General features: G+C 64.2%; 15 protein-coding genes and 1 tRNA gene. 4 read left to right on the top strand and 12 right to left on the bottom strand.

What is annotated here, in order from left to right; translation table 11 throughout:
- Window positions 1-227: 227 nt before the first annotated feature.
- Genes ABQM86_RS19065 through ABQM86_RS19055 form a run of 3 tightly spaced genes read right to left on the bottom strand, consistent with a single transcriptional unit; the run spans window position 228 to window position 3,447 of the window.
- Window positions 228-1,067, bottom strand: a complete 840-nt coding sequence (locus ABQM86_RS19065) for a sugar phosphate isomerase/epimerase family protein (RefSeq protein WP_369745295.1) — start codon at window positions 1,065-1,067, stop codon at window positions 228-230.
- A complete protein-coding gene (locus ABQM86_RS19060; protein WP_369745294.1) occupies window positions 1,064-2,278 on the bottom strand; it encodes a dihydrodipicolinate synthase family protein in 1,215 nt (404 codons plus the stop codon). Before ABQM86_RS19060 ends, ABQM86_RS19065 begins: the two co-directional genes overlap by 4 nt.
- Entirely contained in the window at window positions 2,278-3,447 is a 1,170-nt protein-coding gene (locus ABQM86_RS19055; RefSeq protein ID WP_207595193.1) for a Gfo/Idh/MocA family protein, read from the bottom strand. The genes ABQM86_RS19060 and ABQM86_RS19055 overlap by 1 nt, the downstream gene beginning before the upstream one ends.
- 194 nt (window positions 3,448-3,641) lie before the next feature.
- Between ABQM86_RS19055 and ABQM86_RS19050 the strand changes: the two genes are divergently transcribed.
- Together ABQM86_RS19050 and ABQM86_RS19045 are read left to right on the top strand one after the other, a co-directional pair.
- Entirely contained in the window at window positions 3,642-4,679 is a 1,038-nt protein-coding gene (locus tag ABQM86_RS19050; protein WP_369745293.1) for a LacI family DNA-binding transcriptional regulator, read from the top strand.
- Window positions 4,676-5,434: an alpha/beta hydrolase gene (locus ABQM86_RS19045; protein ID WP_369745292.1), complete on the top strand. Its 759-nt coding sequence runs from the start codon at window positions 4,676-4,678 to the stop codon at window positions 5,432-5,434. The genes ABQM86_RS19050 and ABQM86_RS19045 overlap by 4 nt, the downstream gene beginning before the upstream one ends.
- A gap of 19 nt (window positions 5,435-5,453) precedes the next feature.
- On the opposite strand, the gene ABQM86_RS19040 is transcribed toward ABQM86_RS19045, so the two are convergent.
- The 3 genes from ABQM86_RS19040 to ABQM86_RS19030 form a co-directional block, all read right to left on the bottom strand.
- Window positions 5,454-6,227, bottom strand: a complete 774-nt coding sequence (locus ABQM86_RS19040) for a sugar phosphate isomerase/epimerase family protein (protein ID WP_369745291.1) — start codon at window positions 6,225-6,227, stop codon at window positions 5,454-5,456.
- 71 nt (window positions 6,228-6,298) lie between these two features.
- A complete protein-coding gene (locus ABQM86_RS19035) occupies window positions 6,299-6,865 on the bottom strand; it encodes a GNAT family N-acetyltransferase (RefSeq protein WP_369745290.1) in 567 nt (188 codons plus the stop codon).
- A 38-nt stretch (window positions 6,866-6,903) separates the two neighbouring features.
- A complete protein-coding gene (locus ABQM86_RS19030) occupies window positions 6,904-7,758 on the bottom strand; it encodes a LysR substrate-binding domain-containing protein (protein WP_026543322.1) in 855 nt (284 codons plus the stop codon).
- A 179-nt stretch (window positions 7,759-7,937) separates the two neighbouring features.
- Between ABQM86_RS19030 and ABQM86_RS19025 the strand changes: the two genes are divergently transcribed.
- Window positions 7,938-9,353 carry an MFS transporter gene (locus tag ABQM86_RS19025; RefSeq protein ID WP_369745289.1) on the top strand — a complete coding sequence of 472 codons (1,416 nt, stop codon included), beginning with the start codon at window positions 7,938-7,940 and terminating at the stop codon, window positions 9,351-9,353.
- A gap of 70 nt (window positions 9,354-9,423) precedes the next feature.
- Here the strand turns inward: ABQM86_RS19025 and ABQM86_RS19020 are convergent, their stop codons facing one another.
- The 5 genes from ABQM86_RS19020 to ABQM86_RS19000 form a co-directional block, all read right to left on the bottom strand.
- Window positions 9,424-10,581 carry a N(5)-(carboxyethyl)ornithine synthase gene (locus ABQM86_RS19020; RefSeq protein ID WP_369745288.1) on the bottom strand — a complete coding sequence of 386 codons (1,158 nt, stop codon included), beginning with the start codon at window positions 10,579-10,581 and terminating at the stop codon, window positions 9,424-9,426.
- Window positions 10,578-10,712 (bottom strand): hypothetical protein, encoded by a 135-nt coding sequence (locus tag ABQM86_RS19015; RefSeq protein ID WP_011776304.1) that lies wholly within the window; start codon window positions 10,710-10,712, stop codon window positions 10,578-10,580. Before ABQM86_RS19015 ends, ABQM86_RS19020 begins: the two co-directional genes overlap by 4 nt.
- A 91-nt stretch (window positions 10,713-10,803) precedes the next feature.
- Window positions 10,804-11,265 (bottom strand): nuclear transport factor 2 family protein, encoded by a 462-nt coding sequence (locus ABQM86_RS19010; RefSeq protein ID WP_207595185.1) that lies wholly within the window; start codon window positions 11,263-11,265, stop codon window positions 10,804-10,806.
- A 158-nt stretch (window positions 11,266-11,423) separates the two neighbouring features.
- A tRNA-Gly gene (locus ABQM86_RS19005) sits at window positions 11,424-11,494 on the bottom strand.
- 79 nt (window positions 11,495-11,573) lie between these two features.
- Window positions 11,574-13,052, bottom strand: coding sequence for a D-alanyl-D-alanine carboxypeptidase family protein (locus ABQM86_RS19000; protein WP_369745287.1), 1,479 nt, complete (start codon window positions 13,050-13,052; stop codon window positions 11,574-11,576).
- Between the two features lie 247 nt (window positions 13,053-13,299).
- On the opposite strand from ABQM86_RS19000, the gene ABQM86_RS18995 reads away from it, so the two are divergent.
- On the top strand, window positions 13,300-13,743 hold the full coding sequence (locus ABQM86_RS18995; RefSeq protein WP_089596431.1) for a hypothetical protein: 444 nt from the start codon (window positions 13,300-13,302) through the stop codon (window positions 13,741-13,743).
- A 32-nt stretch (window positions 13,744-13,775) separates the two neighbouring features.
- Here the strand turns inward: ABQM86_RS18995 and ABQM86_RS18990 are convergent, their stop codons facing one another.
- Window positions 13,776-15,806 carry a CAP domain-containing protein gene (locus ABQM86_RS18990; protein WP_369745286.1) on the bottom strand — a complete coding sequence of 677 codons (2,031 nt, stop codon included), beginning with the start codon at window positions 15,804-15,806 and terminating at the stop codon, window positions 13,776-13,778.
- Between the last annotated feature and the right edge of the window lie 76 nt (window positions 15,807-15,882).

Here is a 15,882-nt window from a genome sequence, read left to right as displayed (position 1 = left end):
TTGTTCAGGTAAAACCAGCGTAGGTGCCCATTGTTTCCTCCCATCGACGCAATGTTTCAGCTGTGTACCTTCTATCTCACCGGCTCCTTCCGCGACTCACAGCCGACACAAAACGGAGGGCGCGGTAGCAGCAAAAAGCGGGCCCCTGCCGTGACCGTGGCAGGAACCCGCTGGTTTTGGAGTGATCCTCCCGCGGAGCTTAGGGCATCCGCGGGAGGACCACGGTGTTACGCGAACGGGAGAACGAGCTCCGCGTAGCGCTGCTTCATGGTCTCCAGGACGGTGTCGCCGTCGGCGTCCCAGATCTCCTGGTTGAAGATTTCAACCTCGATATCGCCCGTGTACCTGGCGTCCCTGACCCAAGTGCCGATGGTGGCGAAGTCGATGACGCCGTCGCCCATCATGCCGCGGGACAGCAGCGCGTCAGCGGCGATCGGCAGGTTGAAGTCGCACACCTGGTAGGAGGCGATGCGGTTTTCGCGCCCGGCGCGGTCAATCTGCGCCTTCAGCTCGGGGTCCCACCACACGTGGAAAGTGTCGACGGCGACGCCAACAGCCTTTGCGTCGTACGGCGCGGCAAGATCGAGTGCCTGGCCGAGGGTGGAGATGAGTGCGCGGTCAGCGGCGTACATCGGGTGCAGTGGTTCCAGCACCAGGCGGACGCCGTTCTCGGAAGCGAAGGGCACGAGTTCCTCGAGTCGGTCGGCGACGCGCTGGCGGGCAGCCACCACGTCCTTCTCGCCGGGAGCGAGCCCGCCGACCACCAGGAAAAGTTCCTGGGTGTCCAGCGCAACGGCTTCACGGACGGCCTCGAAGTTGTCGGCCAGGGCAGCAGCCTGTCCCTCAGCGTCGGCTGCGGTCAGGAATCCACCGCGGCAGAGCGAGGAAACCCGGAGACCCGCGTCCTTGATGAGCTTGGCTGCCTTGTCCAATCCGGCCTCGGCCACGCGGTCACGCCACGGTCCGATTGCGGGGATGCCGGCTCGGGCACAACCATCCACGGCCTCGGACAAGGTCCATTTCTTGGTGGTGGCGCTGTTCAGTGACAGCCGGGAAAAGTCGCTCATGCACCCACCCCGTTGATCCGCAGGAAGTCAGACATCCGGAACGCGGCCAGCGATGGGTCCTTCAGCAAGCCGGCCTGATCTGCCAGTTCAAAGGTCTTGGCCAGGTGCAGGACCGAGCGGCCCGAGTGCAGGCCGCCCACCATCTGGAAACCGGGCTGCTTACCGTTGAGCCAGGACATGAAGGCAATGCCGGTCTTGTAATAGAACGTGGGTGCGCTGAAGATGTGCTTTCCCAGCTCACGGGTGGAGTCCAGGATGGCGCGCCCTTCAGCACCTTGGCCGGCGTCGTACTTCTGCAACGCGGCCGAAGCGGCCGGGTAGATGGCAGCGAAGATGCCCAACAGGGCGTCCGAGTGGTGCGTCTCGTCGCCGTCGATCAGTTCCGGGTAGTTGAAGTCGTCACCGGTGTAGAGGCGGACGCCTTCCGGGAGGTCGGCGCGGAGGGCGACCTCATGGGAAGCATCCAGCAGCGAGACCTTGACGCCGTCAACCTTGTCCGAGTGCTCGCGGATGAGGCTGAGGAAAGTTTCGGTGGCGACAGAGACGTCGTCGGAACCCCAGTATCCTGCCAGCGCGGGGTCGAACATGGTGCCCAGCCAGTGCAGGATGACCGGCTGGTCAACTTCCTGAAGGAGCGTCGAGTAGACGTGCAGGTAGTCGTCGGCCCCGTTGGCAACCTTGGCCAGCGCCCGGGAGGCCATGAGGATGACCTTGGGTCCGGCTTCACTGACGACGGCGATCTGCTCGCGGTAGGCGTCGATGACAGCCTGGATACCTGCAGCCCCCGCAGGGAGTGCAGCGATGTCCAGCTGGTCGGTGCCGGCGCCGCAGGAAACAAGGTCGCGGACCGACTTGCCCGTAATGGCGGCGTTGCCCGCGGCCACCACGGAGGCGGCTTCCGCGCCCGTGCGCTTGATGAGCTGCTGGGTGGCTGGCCAGTCAAGGCCCATTCCGCGCTGCGCGGTGTCCATGGCGTCGGCAACGCCCAGGCCGTAGGACCACAGCTCGTGCCGGTACGCCAGGGTGGCGTCCCAGTCGAGCTGGGCGGGGGCGCCGGGGGTGTTGTCGGCTGCAACCTCGGGGATGACGTGTGCTGCGGCGTAGGCGCGGCGGGCCGTCAGCGGAGCGGTCGGCTTGACCCAGGAGGTGGCGGGCTGAAGGCGGTACTCGCGGGTGCCGCCGTCGTCGGTGGGAAGAATCAGTGACGTCATTAGAGGGTGATCTCCGGGATGTCGATGGTGCGGCGCTCTGCCGAGGACTGGAGGCCGAGTTCGGCAAGCTGCACGCCCCGGGCTGCGGAGAGCAGGCCGAAGCGGTGCTCACGGCCTGCGACGACGTCGCGCAGGAATTCTTCCCACTGCAGCTTGAAGCCGTTGTCCAGTTCAGCGTTGGCGGGGACTTCCTGCCACTGGCTGCGGAAGGATTCGGTGACCGGCAGGTCCGGGTTCCAGACGGGCTTGGGGGTGTGGGCGCGCTGCTGCGCAACGCACTTGTTCAGACCGGCGACGGCGGAACCGTGCGTGCCGTCGACCTGGAACTCCACCAGTTCGTCGCGGTAGACACGGACGGCCCAGGAGGAGTTGATCTGGCCGATGACGTCATCGCCGCCCGGGGTTTCGAGCTCGAAGATGCCGTAGGAGGCGTCGTCTGCGGTGGCCTTGTATTCCTTGCCGGCCTCATCCCAGCGTGCGGGGATGTGCGTGGCGGTCTTGGCGTTGACGCTCTTGACCTTGCCGATGATGCCTTCAAGGACGTAGTTCCAGTGGCAGAACATGTCCGTGGTCATTCCACCGCCGTCTTCCTTGCGGTAGTTCCACGACGGACGCTGGGCAGCCTGGACGTCGCCTTCGAAGACCCAGTAGCCGAATTCGCCGCGGATGGAGAGGATGCGGCCGAAGAAGCCTTCGTCCACAAGACGGCGGAGCTTCACCAGGCCGGGGAGGTACAGCTTGTCGTGCACCACGCCCGCGGTGACGCCGGCGTCCTTGCCGATCTGTGCCAGTTCGATGGCCTCTTCCAAGGTCTCGGCCGTCGGCTTCTCTGTGAAGATGTGCTTGCCGGCGCGCATGGCCTTTTTCAGGGTGGCGGCGCGGAGGCTGGTCATGGAAGCGTCAAAGATGATGTCAACGGTGGGATCGGCGATGACGGCGTCCAAGTCGGTGGTCCATTCAGAGACCTTGTGGAGTTCGGCGAGTTCGCGGATCTTCGCTTCGTTGCGGCCAACGAGGATCGGCTCCACCTGAACCTTGGTGCCGTCTTCCAGGGTGAAACCGCCGGCGTCGCGGATGGGGAGGATGGACCGCAGCAGGTGCTGGCGGTAGCCCATACGGCCGGTGATGCCGTTCATGGCGATGCGGATCGTCTTTGTTTCGTAGCCCATGTTTTCTCCAGTGCCTTGTGTGCCGGTCGCGGTGCGGAAGCCGGTGCTTGCAGTTCGTGTGGGAAAGCGCATTCCCGTTGTCATCGATCATGCACCATGACTCGCCGGATTGGCAAGCGCTTTCCCATAACTCGCGGAAGACTGACATAATTTCCCTAGCGCCAGTCCCGACGCTTGCAGACAAGGAGGGCCCCGTGGCCGCCAGCACACTGAGTGAAGTTGCCCGTTTGGCCGGGGTTTCCCTGGCCACCGCATCCAGGGTCCTCAACGGCTCGTCCCGTAAGCCCGCCGAGGACATTGCCGAACGCGTCCGCGAGGCCGCCGACAAGCTCGGCTACGTGCCCAACGCACAGGCGCAGGCGTTGGCCAAGTCGAGTTCGGGCCTGATCGGACTGGTTGTCCATGACATCGCCGATCCCTATTTCTCTGCGATCGCCCGCGGAGTCCAGGAAGCTGCCCGCCAGCAGAACCGCATGGTGCTCCTGGCCACCACCTCCGGGGCTCCTTCGGATGAAAAGGAAGCCGTCGCAGCCTTCGCTGCGCGCCGCGCCGACTCGATTGTCATTGCCGGTTCGCGTTCCGTGCGGGCTGAGGACAAGCAAGGAAATGCCGAGCTGGCCGCCGAGCTGGACCGTTATTGCCGCAATGGCGGTCATGTGGGAGTTGTCGGCCATCCGGTGGTGGGCGCGTCCACGAGCGAGGGCTACCATGTGGTGAAAGTCCCCAACGAGGAACTGGCTGCCGGCCTCGCTGCGGAATTGGCCGCCACTCATGATGGTGCTTTCCTGATCATTGCCGGACCCGAGGGTCTCTACACATCGGACGACCGTGTCCGCGGTTTCCAGCGCGGGCTCGCGGACGCTGGGAGGCCCGCCGCCGAGGTGATCCGCACTGGATTCAACCGGGCCGGCGGGTATGAAGCCGGTCAGGCGCTTGCCGAACGGATCAAGTCCTCCGCGGAACGCCTCTGCATCTTTGCCGTCAATGACGTCATGGCCATCGGCGTTACCGCCGCCCTTCGGCCGGAGGGCGTGTGGATTCCCCGCGACGCCACCATCGCCGGTTTCGACGACATCGAAACCCTGCGCGACTTCCGGCCCGCACTGTCCACCGTGCACCTGCCGCTCGAAGATATTGGCCGGCTCGCTGCGGGAGATCCGGATACTCCTCCCGTCAGTGGCGCGGTCAAGCTCCGCCGCAGCACCGAAACTCCGGTGGAATCACAGGTATGACGACGGCGGGGCCACCAGCGCAGGCGCCCCGGGCGCTGACGGTGATTCCCGCCGTCGAGCGTTCCACTCAAGCTGCGCCAGCCATCCTGGTGCTTCCCGGCGGGGCATACGCCAAGCAGGCAGACCACGAGGCCGAGCCCGTGGGTGAATGGCTGGCTTCATTGGGAATCCACGCATTCGTGCTGCGGTATCGGGTGGCGCCGGATCAGCACCCGGCCCCGTTGGTGGATGCCAAGCAGGCGATGCTGTGGATCCGCAACGGCGATCACGGACTTAAAGTGGATGCGTCGAGGGTTGGCGTCCTGGGATTTTCAGCCGGCGGACATCTCGCGTCCACGTTGTCCGTGGAGGTAGCCACCGGTGATCCTTCGCTGGATACCGTGGAGGCTGTGCCGGACCTCAGCATTCTCTGCTATCCGGTCATTTCGTTCGTGAATTCGGTCCATCAGGCGTCTGTGGACAACCTCGCTGGAGCGGGTGCCGCCCCTGGGGTCCTGCGGGAGCTCTCAACGGATCTTCACGTCACGCCGAGAACGCCGCCCGCTTTCCTCTGGCATACGGCCGACGACCAATCCGTCACCGTCAGCCACAGCCTTGCTTATGCCGGCGCGCTCAGCCGGGCCGGCGTCCCGGTGGAACTGCACCTCTTCCCGCACGGCGTCCACGGTATTGGCCTGGCTTCGGGAACGGCCGGGGCTGATCAGTGGCCGGCGCTCTGCGCATCATGGCTCGGCCGGTGGGGCTGGGCTGCGTAACCGCGTTACGTAGTTGGCCTCAGTCCTCGCCCAAGGTGATGGTGTGGAGGAACGAGGCATCGTTGATGACGTTGTCCGGAAGGTCGTCCTCGACGAACTCCAGCATGATGTCCAGGTCCTTGCCGTTTCCGCGCAGAACGTCAGTGACGGTCTGCCACAGCAACTTCCGGTTCCGCAGCGGGAAGCGTTCGGCAACCGGCCCCCAGGAGAAGCAGTGCACCCCCACCACGTGGGGGAGGACTTCGTGGAGGGACTCCAGCGCCTGCTGGTCTGAGAGTCCGACGGCGGGCTGCCAGTAAGTGCCGACGTTGGCATGGTTCACCCTGTTCAGTAACTCCAAGGTGGTGGCGGGGGAGTCGGTGAGGGTGTTGCCGTGATACTCAAACGCGATGGCGACACCCCGGGCGGCCGCGAGATCCGCAATCCGCTGAGTGTCCTTCACCACCGCGTCCCAGTGTTCCTGGCCGGCGCCGGCCGAACCCTGTTCGCCGGCCCACACCCGGATTCGTGGGGCGCCGAGCGCCGTGGCGAGGTCCAGGACACGATCGAAATCCCCGAAGGCGCCGCAGCGGTAGTACGAGCCGAGCGAGAGAACCAAGAGTCCCGCTGCTTCAGTTGCTCCCTTTGCGTGCGCCGCGGACTCCGCATCGCTGACGTGCACATCAGTGCCCCACTCGATGCCGGCCAGGCCCGCATTCGATGAAATGCGGACCACCTCGTCAATCCCGTGGGAGCGGAGAGTCACGGAACAGATGCCAGGCGTGAGGTCAGCCAGAGTGGTGAGGTCGATCATGCTACACAGGATACCGGGAATGCGCTTACCCAGTAAGGGTGTATCGCCAGCTGAACAGAATGAACGCTGGGCTAGAGCGTGATCCAATAACGCCGGATCGCTTCGGTGACTCCGAGGTCCGCAGCGAAACTCTCCGGAGGCCGGACGCTTTCAAGAACGCCGCCGCACGCCTCGATGGTGCGGGCGGACGCCACGTTCGGCTGCTTGCACGTCACCAGCACGCGATCCATGCCGAGGGAGCGACCCTCCTGGAGGGCGCCTTTCAATGCAAGCTTGGCGAGCCCCCGCCCCCGCGCGCTGGGCCGGATGCCGTAGCCAATGTTGCCTCCTACCTCAGTGAGATAGTCATTGGCCAACGAGTGCCTGAGGCTGGCTGCCCCCAGGTATGCGTTGTCATCGACAACCCAGATGGTGCTCTGGTTGGCCAAGCCTTCAGGGGGTTGGAAGCCCTTCTTGGGCAACTCGTGCAGAAGGTGAACCCACTCCGCGAAGTCGCTGTTGTCGCGGAGATCCAGGTCGTATCTCGCAGCCACAAAAGCCGCTGAGCCATCCTGGTTAAGGGTGCCCCACTCGTCGTAGCTTTCCAGCCAGGACTCATGGAACTTTGCGGACGGCTGGACGAGCTTGGCGTGAGTCATGGGGTGAGCGTACTACGGCTGCTTCCGGGGCCCGGTGGCTAGTTCGACTTACTCAGCGTCCGGCCCATGATGGCCTGTGTCAGGGCGTCGATGACCTCGGCGTTGGCGAGTGGATTCCGGATCAAGGTGAAGTCCACGTCGCCCACCGGCGGCAGGCCGAATCGCTGGGTGATGACCTTCAGGTCCTCGGGCACCAGCGATGCCGGCATTACGGCGACTCCAATCCCGGCCCGGACGGCCGCGAGCACCCCGCTGATCTGTTTGGTGCTGCAGGTGATCCGCCATGTCCGGCCTTCCGCTTCCAGGGCATCGATGGCAAGCTTCCGGCTCAAACTCGGTGCCGGGTACGCAATCAGCGGCACGGGGGCGCCCGGTTCCAGCACTGTCTGCTCCACGCCGACCCACGCGAAGTTATCGTGCCGGACCACCGTGCCTTCCTTGGCCCCGGCCACCCATTTCACGAACACCAGGTCCAGTTGCCCGGCGTTGAGCCGCTTGTACAGCTGATCACTTTGGCTGACAGTGAGCTCGAGGTTGATCTGTGGGTAGAGCTGCCGGAACTCCCGGAGAATCCGGGGGAGGCCGGTGATGGCGAGGTCGTCGGCTGTCCCGAAGCGGAGGCGTCCCCGCATGGCCGAGCCGGAAAAGTAGCGGGCCGCGGAATCGTGGGCAGCAAGGATGTTGCGGGCAAAACCAGCCATGGCATCACCGTTGTCAGTAAGCCTGACTTCACGGGTATCCCGGGCCACGAGTACGCGCTTGGCGGCGGCCTCGAGCTTGCGGACATGCTGGCTGACCGTGGGCTGTGCGAGGCCCAGCCGCTCGGCTGCCTTGGTGAAACTCAGCGTTTCCGCGACGGCCAAAAAGGAACGGAGCTGGACAGGTTCAAACACGGAACTCCTCTAAGCGCGGGTCAACGCCGGGCCGGAGTACTGCGCCGTTTCCCCTCGTGCTGCAAGCAGCTCATTGCATTCCGCAATGCTAGTTATAGGCGCAATACGCTTCCATAATTGCTGCTGGCAACCATAGCGTTAAACGCATCCCACCGAAACTCTCGATCCGAGGACTACTTTTGGCACCCCCACCGCCTTCAGCGGCAAACGTCAGCCAGCCCGTCATCGATTCCCTGTCCGCTCGCCCGCTGCCGGATACAGACAAGCCGAACACCAACCAGCCGGACACCGTCACCCAGCCACTCGCCGTCGTGAGTGAAAAGCTGCCCTGGCGTCATACTTTCATCTCCCTGAAGGTCCCCAACTTCAGGATTTTCGCGATCGGCCACTTCATTGCCGTCATCGCCATCTGGATGCAGCGCATCGCCCAGGACTGGATGGTGCTGCAGCTGTCCGGTTCCGTCACCGCAGTCGGCATTACGGTGGCGTTGCAGTTCATGCCGTCACTGTTCCTGGGACCATGGGGCGGCATGATCGCCGACCGCTTTGCCAAGCGCAAGATCCTCATCATCTGCCAATCGGCGGCGGCCGTGCTGGCTGCAGTGTTGGCGGTTCTGTCCCTGAGCCAGCGCGTTGAAGTCTGGCACGTGTACGTCATTGCCTTGGCCCTGGGCTTCGTGACGGTCCTGGACCAGCCGGCCCGGCAGGTGTTCGTCAATGAACTCGTCGGCCCCAAGTACCTCCGGAATGCCATCAGCGTCAACTCCACCACCTTCCAGCTGGGCGGCTTGATCGGGCCTGCCTTGGCGGGTGTGCTGCTCACCGCTGTCGGCGCAGGCTGGGCCTTCGCTGCCAACGCTGTGGCCTGCTGTACCACTGTGGCCATGCTGCTGATCCTTCGCAAGGACCAGCTGCACCTCAGCCAGCCGACGCCCCGCAAAAAGGGGATGCTGCGTGAAGGCCTTAACTATGCGCTTAGCAAGCCCACCATTTACTGGCCGTGGTTGATGGCCGGGTTCGTGGCCGTTTTCGCCATGAGCTTGCCTGTGTTGCTGGCCGCCTTTGCGGACCACGTGTACGACGCCGGTGCCGGAGGCTACGGCCTGCTGAACGCCATGGTTGCGCTCGGTGCACTGATGGGAGCGGTGGCGTCCACCCGGCGTCGACAGCTGCGGTTGCGATCGGTGGTGGCGTCGGCTGGTTTGTACGGGCTCATGCTCTGTGTCTCATCGCTGATGCCGTCCATGGTGTGGTTCAGCGTCACCATGGTCCTTGCCGGATTCTGGTGCCTCATGTTCCTCACTGCGGCCAACCAAATGGTGCAGACCAGCTCCAACATGAGCATCCGCGGCCGTGTCATGAGCCTCTACCTGGTGGTGCTGATCGGCGGACAGGCCATTGGCGGCCCCATGATGGGCTGGCTGGCCGAGCACTTTGGTCCGCACCTTGCTGTCCTGATTTCGGGTGGCGTGCCGGCCATCGCCGCTGCGGTGGTCGCCGTCGTCCTTGCCCGGAAGTCTTCGCTGCACCTGAAGGTGGACCTGCGTGACCGGCGCCGGGTGCTGCGGATCGTGCAGGAGACCCAACCGGCATAGCCGCAGTCCCCGACGGATTAACAGGTGAAGCGCCCGCGGCAGGACCGCGGGCGCTTCCTGGTGGGCGTCTTTATGCCGTTGGCAAGTGCGGGTACTCCGCTGAGCGTCCTTGGAATTCCAGGACATCCGGGTTGCGGATGACGCCGTCGCGGATTTCGATGGCACGCGAGATGGTCTCGTTGGCATCCCATCCCGCCGGGCCGGCCGCAACAGCGTCCAGGAAAGGAAGCAAGGCTTCGCTGATTTCCCAGCTGGCTGAGTTCCAGAGATACGACGGACTGTGGTCCACGGCGTAGTAGTTGACGTGCCCGCCCACACGGAACATGGGTTCGTCGAAGGTGGTGGTGCGTGCCCAGCTGAACCCCATTCCTTCGTCGCAGGAAACGTCCACAATCAGGCTGTCAGCCCGGAATTCCGTCAAATCCTCCGTGCGAAGGTACGTCAGCGGGGCGTTGGGGTCCTGAAGAGTGCAATTGACCACGATGTCCGCGGCGGCCAGGAACGGCGCCAAGGGCTTGCGCCCCTTGTCCGTGATGACTTCGCTGAGGAAAGGTGCGTTGCTGTCATGATCGAACTGCACAATCCGCACCGAGTGAATGGGTGACCCGACGGCGGCGACGCCACGGTTGGTCAGGACCTGGACGTCGTGGACGCCGTGGGCATTCAGTGCAGTGACGGCGCCACGCGCAGTGGCCCCGAAGCCAATGACCACGGCGCTCAGCCGGCGGCCGTAGTCGCCCGTGGAACCCGTGAGTGCCAAGGCGTGAAGCACAGAGCAGTACCCGGCGAGCTCGTTGTTCTTGTGGAAAACATGCAGGCCGAAGCCACCGTCGCCTGCCCAGTGATTCATGGCCTCAAACGCGATGAGCGTGAGCTTCTTGTCGATGGCCAGTTGCGTGATGGCCCGGTCCTGGACACAGTGCGGCCAGCCCCACAGCGTTTGGCCGTCGCGGAGTTCGGCCAAGTCCTGGGCCTGCGGCTTGGGCAGGAGGATGACGTCGCTGCCGGCGATCAATTCCTGCCGTGTACCGAGCCCACCCACCAGCGATTCCAGCGTGCTGTCAGAGACGCCGAACCGCTCGCCATAGCCGAATTCAAACCTGAGCTGTTGGCGCACTTCCGGATCGATGCGCTCCAGATGCTGGGGATGGATGGGGAGGCGGCGCTCATTGGGCTTCAGCGAGGAAGCGAGGACGCCTATGCTCAGCTGGGCGGTTGGCGCGGTCACTTCTTGTTGCCGGTAGAGGGCTTTGCGGCCTCGGTGGCGGAGGACTCGGAAGCCCTCTTATCCGCACGTTTTTCCTTGATGGATTTACTGGATTTCTTTGATGCGGTTTGGCGCGGTGATTTGTCGCCCATGATTGCTCCCTAGAGCGGAACCGAAATGGCTCCTGACTCCTGACGATACACCTCGCACGGAAAAGCAGTGGCCGCGGTCACTGCCCTTGGGTCACTGCGCCGGCTCGGCCGCCGGACGGCCATGGGTGACGCGGTGGGTCACACGATCGGCGGTATCGTCCAGTGCTGCCGTCTTTTCCACCGGCTCCAAATAGAAACGCGCGCTGCTGATGATGCCCTCGTCCACGCCGAAGATGATGACGCCCGTCATTTCGTGCGGCGTACCATCGCGCCACGCACCCTTCAGGTGCAGCTCGGTCCAGATGGAGCTGCCGTTGACGCTGTGCGAGAGGAGATGAGCCTTGATGTCAGGGACACCCGTGAAAAGTTGCTCCCAATTGCTGCGGATGGTGTCCCGCCCAGTGAAGCCCCTGGTGGGATGCGCCGGCGTTTCGTTGACGTAGCCCGGCGCAAAGCAGGCCGCCAGGCCTTCCAGGTCGTGCTTGTTCGTGGCTTCCAGCAGGCGGTTGATGACGGCGAGCGGGCCCGCCTCACCAGCGTCGGTGAGAGTCATTGGAGGACCTCCCGGATAGGTGGATGTACGTATGAGTTTAGGCTCGTGAGACCCTCCGGTCGACGGGTGCGCGGCCCTGTTTGGTGAGTACCGCCGTCGGGCATTTGGGTCCCTGGACGCAAAGAAACCCCGGATCGTGGGATCCGGGGTTTTCCTTGAGCGGGCGACGGGAATCGAACCCGCGTATCGAGCTTGGGAAGCTAGCGCTCTACCATTGAGCTACGCCCGCGCTGCCCGGGAATTTTCGCCCCGAGCGAGTCCTAGCTTAGCGCAGTTGTGGGGCTGCTCATGACAGGCGCGTCGGCCGCCTACTTGAACAGTTTCAGGCCGTTCCATCCGGAACCCACCTGACGGTACGTTGTCCACTGTCCCCGGCCCAGGCCGTAGTTGTACAGGTTGCCGTCGGCGGTCTGTGCAGTGATGCCGCGGGTGCCCGCGCCAGTCAGCCCAAAGCTGGGGGCCAAGACGCGGATGTACTGCCAGCCGGTGCCCACGGTGGTGGCCGGTCCGTAGAAGCCTGCCCACCCGTCACCGCGGTAATTAATCAGGGCACCGGAACCTGTCCTGGCCAGGATGTCGTTGGCGCCGTCGCCTTCCCAGTCGGCGATGGTCAGTTCCATGCCGTTCCAGCCCCTGCCAATGATTTGCGGTGCGCTCAGCGCACCACCAAAGGTGTTGGGGTAGTAGCGCAGCACACCGTCCGGGAAGTATCCGACGACGCCGGGCCGGCCATGCTTGTGCGTCCACTTACCCACGGTGATGGTCATACGCTCCCAGCCGCCGTTGCCCACCACAACCTGGTTGGCGAATCCACCGTCCGGAAGACCTCGATAGACCCCCAGGACGCCGTTGTTCCACTGCGCCAGGATGTCGTAGACGCCGTCGATGTCCCAGTCCACCACGAAAGCCTGCTTCAAGCCGGTCCAGCCCGAACCGATCTGGACTGCACCCGCGTAGCCGCCGGCCGCCGTCGCGGGGTAGCGCAAAAGACGGCCCGACGAGTCGGCAGCCACCAGGTCGGCGCCGGACTTGATGCTTGCTGCGGCGGCGGTGTTGCCCGCAAAGTAGTGCTCCAGCGTCGGGAACCCGCGCCGGTTCATGTCGGTGGCCAAGGCTACGCCCACGTAGCGCAAGTGCCACGGTTCGTAGCTGTAGCCTGTGGTGCCCGTGTAACCGTTGGGGTAGCGGACTATGAAACCGTATTTATGGGCATTCGCAGCTACCCACTTGCCGGCCGCGGTATCGCCGAAGCAGGTGCTCAGGCCACAGCTGCCGGCTGCGTTGCCGATGTCCATGGCGAGCCCTGTCTGGTGCTCGCTGTATCCGGGGCGGGCCGAAATAGTGTCCGCGTAGGCCTGGCCGTAAGCATTGACATAGCCCCAATACACCTGGTTTTGGGTTGCGTAGGACCGGTAGCCGCTTACGATCGACAAGCCGCCCGTGCCTGCGTCTGCCGCCCCCTGGAACAAGCCGTTGAGCCACGCCGCAGCTTCCGCACGCATGTACTGGCCCGAGCCACGTGCGTTGACAAGGTCCGACGGCGCGTAGCTCGCCGGATTCAGCGGCCGCGATTTATTGACCAGGACCGAAATGTTGGCAGGGTCACCGATGGGGTCAACGCTCGGCAACGGGTTCGCTGTGGCGGGGACCTTTGTGGTTGCTGCTGTTTTTGCTGCAGAAATTACCGTCGGTCCTGCCGCCGTGGCGGGAACCGCCGTGACAACTCCGCCAGCCACTGCCACGGCGAGGAAAACCGCGCACGCAGCCACCCGTCGTCGTGCCTTCACTGCAAAAGCTTGATGTCCCAGAACCCGCATAACGCCCCCAAATCGGTTTTAGCCAGCCTCGGGAACTCTACCCCGAGGTGCCATGCTCTGTCAGTCGTAACTTTGTGAAGGGCCAGATAACCATTCGGTCAAGGCTCGCCGCTTATATGCCCCAGTGCCGTGCGTGCTGACTATTCTGAAGGTGTTAGCTGCAGCGTATGGGGAACCGGGCTAAGACATATCGAACCGTACGCCGAAAGAGGTTTCCGTGGCATTTGCAGACTACGAAGTGGTGATCAGCCGGGACGCCATGACCGTGTACGGATTCCTCATGGACGGGATGAACAACTCCCTGTGGCGGTCCGGGATCCGCAGCATCTCACTGCGATCAGGTCTCCGCGGCCACAAAGGTGCGCTCTACCAGCAGACCATCAATGGTCCGGGCGGCCGCCCCATCGCTGCCGATTTCCAGATCACCGAAGCCCGGCCAGGAGCGGAAGTGCGCTTCGCCGTCGTTGCGGGACCCGCACGTCCTACCGGCGGCTACTACCTCAGCACCGAAGGCCAAACCACCCGGCTCAGGTTCGCCCTTGAATACCACCCCAAGGGACTGCAGAAACTGATGAACGGCATGATCCAGAAAACAATGGAAAGCGAAGTTGCCCAGTTGGAGCAGCTGAAGACCGTGATGGAGTCACGCTCGGTGGTGTGAGCGCGACTGTTTCTGCTCTTTTGTCTGGTCGGCTATTGGGCGAGCTTGTAGCCGGTCCAGCCGCCACCCACCGCTATGGGCGTCGTCAGCCTTCCTGAGGTGAGGTCCCAGTACTCCAGGACTCCGTTGGTACCCAGGCCCGCAACGCCGGTGGTGTTGGCCCCCGTGACGCCCCGCAAGGAACGCAGTCCGGAGTAATCCGTCCACGCAGCGCCCACAATGGGCCGGGCTTCCTGCTTGGGCGTAGCCAGACCGCTGCCCCGGTACAGGCGCAAGGAACCATTGGGCTCAACGGTAAGCAGATCCTGGAAACCATCCGCGTTGTAATCCACCATACTGAGCCGGACGGCCTTGTTTCCCGTGCCGATCGCGGCCTGCGACCGGATGTACGTCATCCCTGCGTTTTTGTAGAGCCACACCCCGCCGGATGCGTCCATCGCGACAATCTGGGGCAGCCGGTTGTTGGCGCACCAGTTTCCCACAGCAATGTTCAAAGACTGCCAGCCGTGGCCGAGCACTCCCGGCGAACCGAAGCCACCCGACGGCCTCCCCGGATACACCAGGAGTGCCCCGTCGGTGCGCTGTGAAATGAGGTCGAAGACCCCGTCGCGGTCCCAATCGCTGACGAACAGTTCCTTGAGCCCCGTGAAACCGATGCCGATCTTGCGGGCTGCGCCGTACTTCGCGTTCCCCAAGGAAGCGTAGGAATACACCGTTCCGTCCGCCGCGATGGAGACGAGATCTGCGGCACTCCTGATGGAGGCGGAGCTGAGATTGACCGTGGGCGGCTGGTATTTGTCGCCCGGCTGGCATGCTCCGATGGGATCCGTGGGAGGGGTGACGGTTCCGCCGGGTGCATTTGTGGTTCCGGCCGGCAGCGAGGTGTAACCAAAGAAATTCACCACACCCCACAGCGTGTAGCGGTTGGGCGTGGTCTGCCAGTTGCCGTCCGTGTAGGTGATGCCGATGCCCATGACGTTGAACCGGGGATCACGCAGCAGCGCATCATGCCCTGGGGAACCCTTCCACCACTCCACCAACTGCGCGGCGTCACGGTCCCAGCGAACAGCAATGACCTCACCTGCGCCGTTGTTCGGATTCAGCGCACGCGGATCGGTCCAGAAATTGGCGCGGTGTTGGATCACTTCCCGGGTCGCGATGTTGTTCGACCAATCCTGGGCAAGGCTCGCTACTGTCGCGTGGTACTTCACAGGGGCCAGGCCCAGGGATGCGCGGTAGCTGTTGATCGCGTTGAACACCGTCAGGATTGCGGCGGTGTTGCTGTCCGGGAGGAGGGCAAGTGCGCCGTTGTCCGGATCTGCCTCACCGCTGGGGGCTTTGCCTGGGAAGGGGGTGCTTGGTGTGGGGGACGGGGTTGGCGCCGTGGGTGCGGCGGAGGCCGTCTGGGGTGGTACTCGTGTCGGCGTGACAGTGGGTGATGCGGACGCTGTCGGGGCCGCGGTGGCTGTTGGGGACGGCGGCGCCGTGGGGACAGCCGTCTGGGTTGGGGTCACCGACGGCGTCGGGGTGGCTGTAGGCGATGCCGACGGCGTTGGGCTGGCTGGCTGCGAGGGCGTACCTGAGGGGAACGGGCCCATGGCAGGTGCTGACGGGGACGGAGCCGCCGACGATGAGGACTGCGGGGGCGTCGGCTCCACGGGATCGGGAACGGTGGGTTCCGTGGCGCCCGGATTTTCCGGGTTTTCCGGGGTCGTGCCTTCCGTGGACGGGCCATCCGGACCCCAGGAAGGCCCGATGTTCGGTACCGGAGGCGGTGTCTCGATCACCGGATCTACCGCGATGGGTCTGCCCGGCATCGGGCTTTCTGTTTCAGTGTCCGGGGTTGGCACTGTCGTGGGGTCCACGACGTCGCCAACCGCGGGGGTATCCGCGGAAGGTGCGGCGTCCGGCGTCGTGCTTGACTCAGGTGCCGTCAGACCGGACTCGACGCTGGAGGAGGGGGTGGTGCTGCCGCTTGGACCCGCGTCCGTGGCCGGCAGGATCTGGCTGGAGGCGGCGACGCAAAGGGCCAGCGCCCCGGCCAGCACAATGGAAGCCGGCACTGCCAGTTTTTTCACAATTACCCCGCGAATACTCGTTGCCCCCAGGTACGGGCGCGGTTCTACATGTCCGGGAACT

The organism is Paenarthrobacter sp. AMU7, assembly GCF_041200195.1.
In the GTDB taxonomy this organism is placed as follows: Bacteria; Actinomycetota; Actinomycetes; order Actinomycetales; family Micrococcaceae; genus Arthrobacter.
Note: the sequence above shows the minus strand (reverse complement) of the source record. Positions and strands in the feature narration are given on the sequence as shown.

Coding starts and splice junctions, on each gene's coding strand:
- ABQM86_RS19055 (WP_207595193.1), bottom strand. CDS start 3,447: ATGGGCTACGAAACAAAGACGATCCGCATCGCCATGAACGGCATCACC.
- ABQM86_RS19035 (WP_369745290.1), bottom strand. CDS start 6,865: ATGACTCACGCCAAGCTCGTCCAGCCGTCCGCAAAGTTCCATGAGTCC.
- ABQM86_RS19065 (WP_369745295.1), bottom strand. CDS start 1,067: ATGAGCGACTTTTCCCGGCTGTCACTGAACAGCGCCACCACCAAGAAA.
- ABQM86_RS19060 (WP_369745294.1), bottom strand. CDS start 2,278: ATGACGTCACTGATTCTTCCCACCGACGACGGCGGCACCCGCGAGTAC.
- ABQM86_RS19015 (WP_011776304.1), bottom strand. CDS start 10,712: ATGGGCGACAAATCACCGCGCCAAACCGCATCAAAGAAATCCAGTAAA.
- ABQM86_RS19045 (WP_369745292.1), top strand. CDS start 4,676: ATGACGACGGCGGGGCCACCAGCGCAGGCGCCCCGGGCGCTGACGGTG.
- ABQM86_RS19010 (WP_207595185.1), bottom strand. CDS start 11,265: ATGACTCTCACCGACGCTGGTGAGGCGGGCCCGCTCGCCGTCATCAAC.
- ABQM86_RS19040 (WP_369745291.1), bottom strand. CDS start 6,227: ATGATCGACCTCACCACTCTGGCTGACCTCACGCCTGGCATCTGTTCC.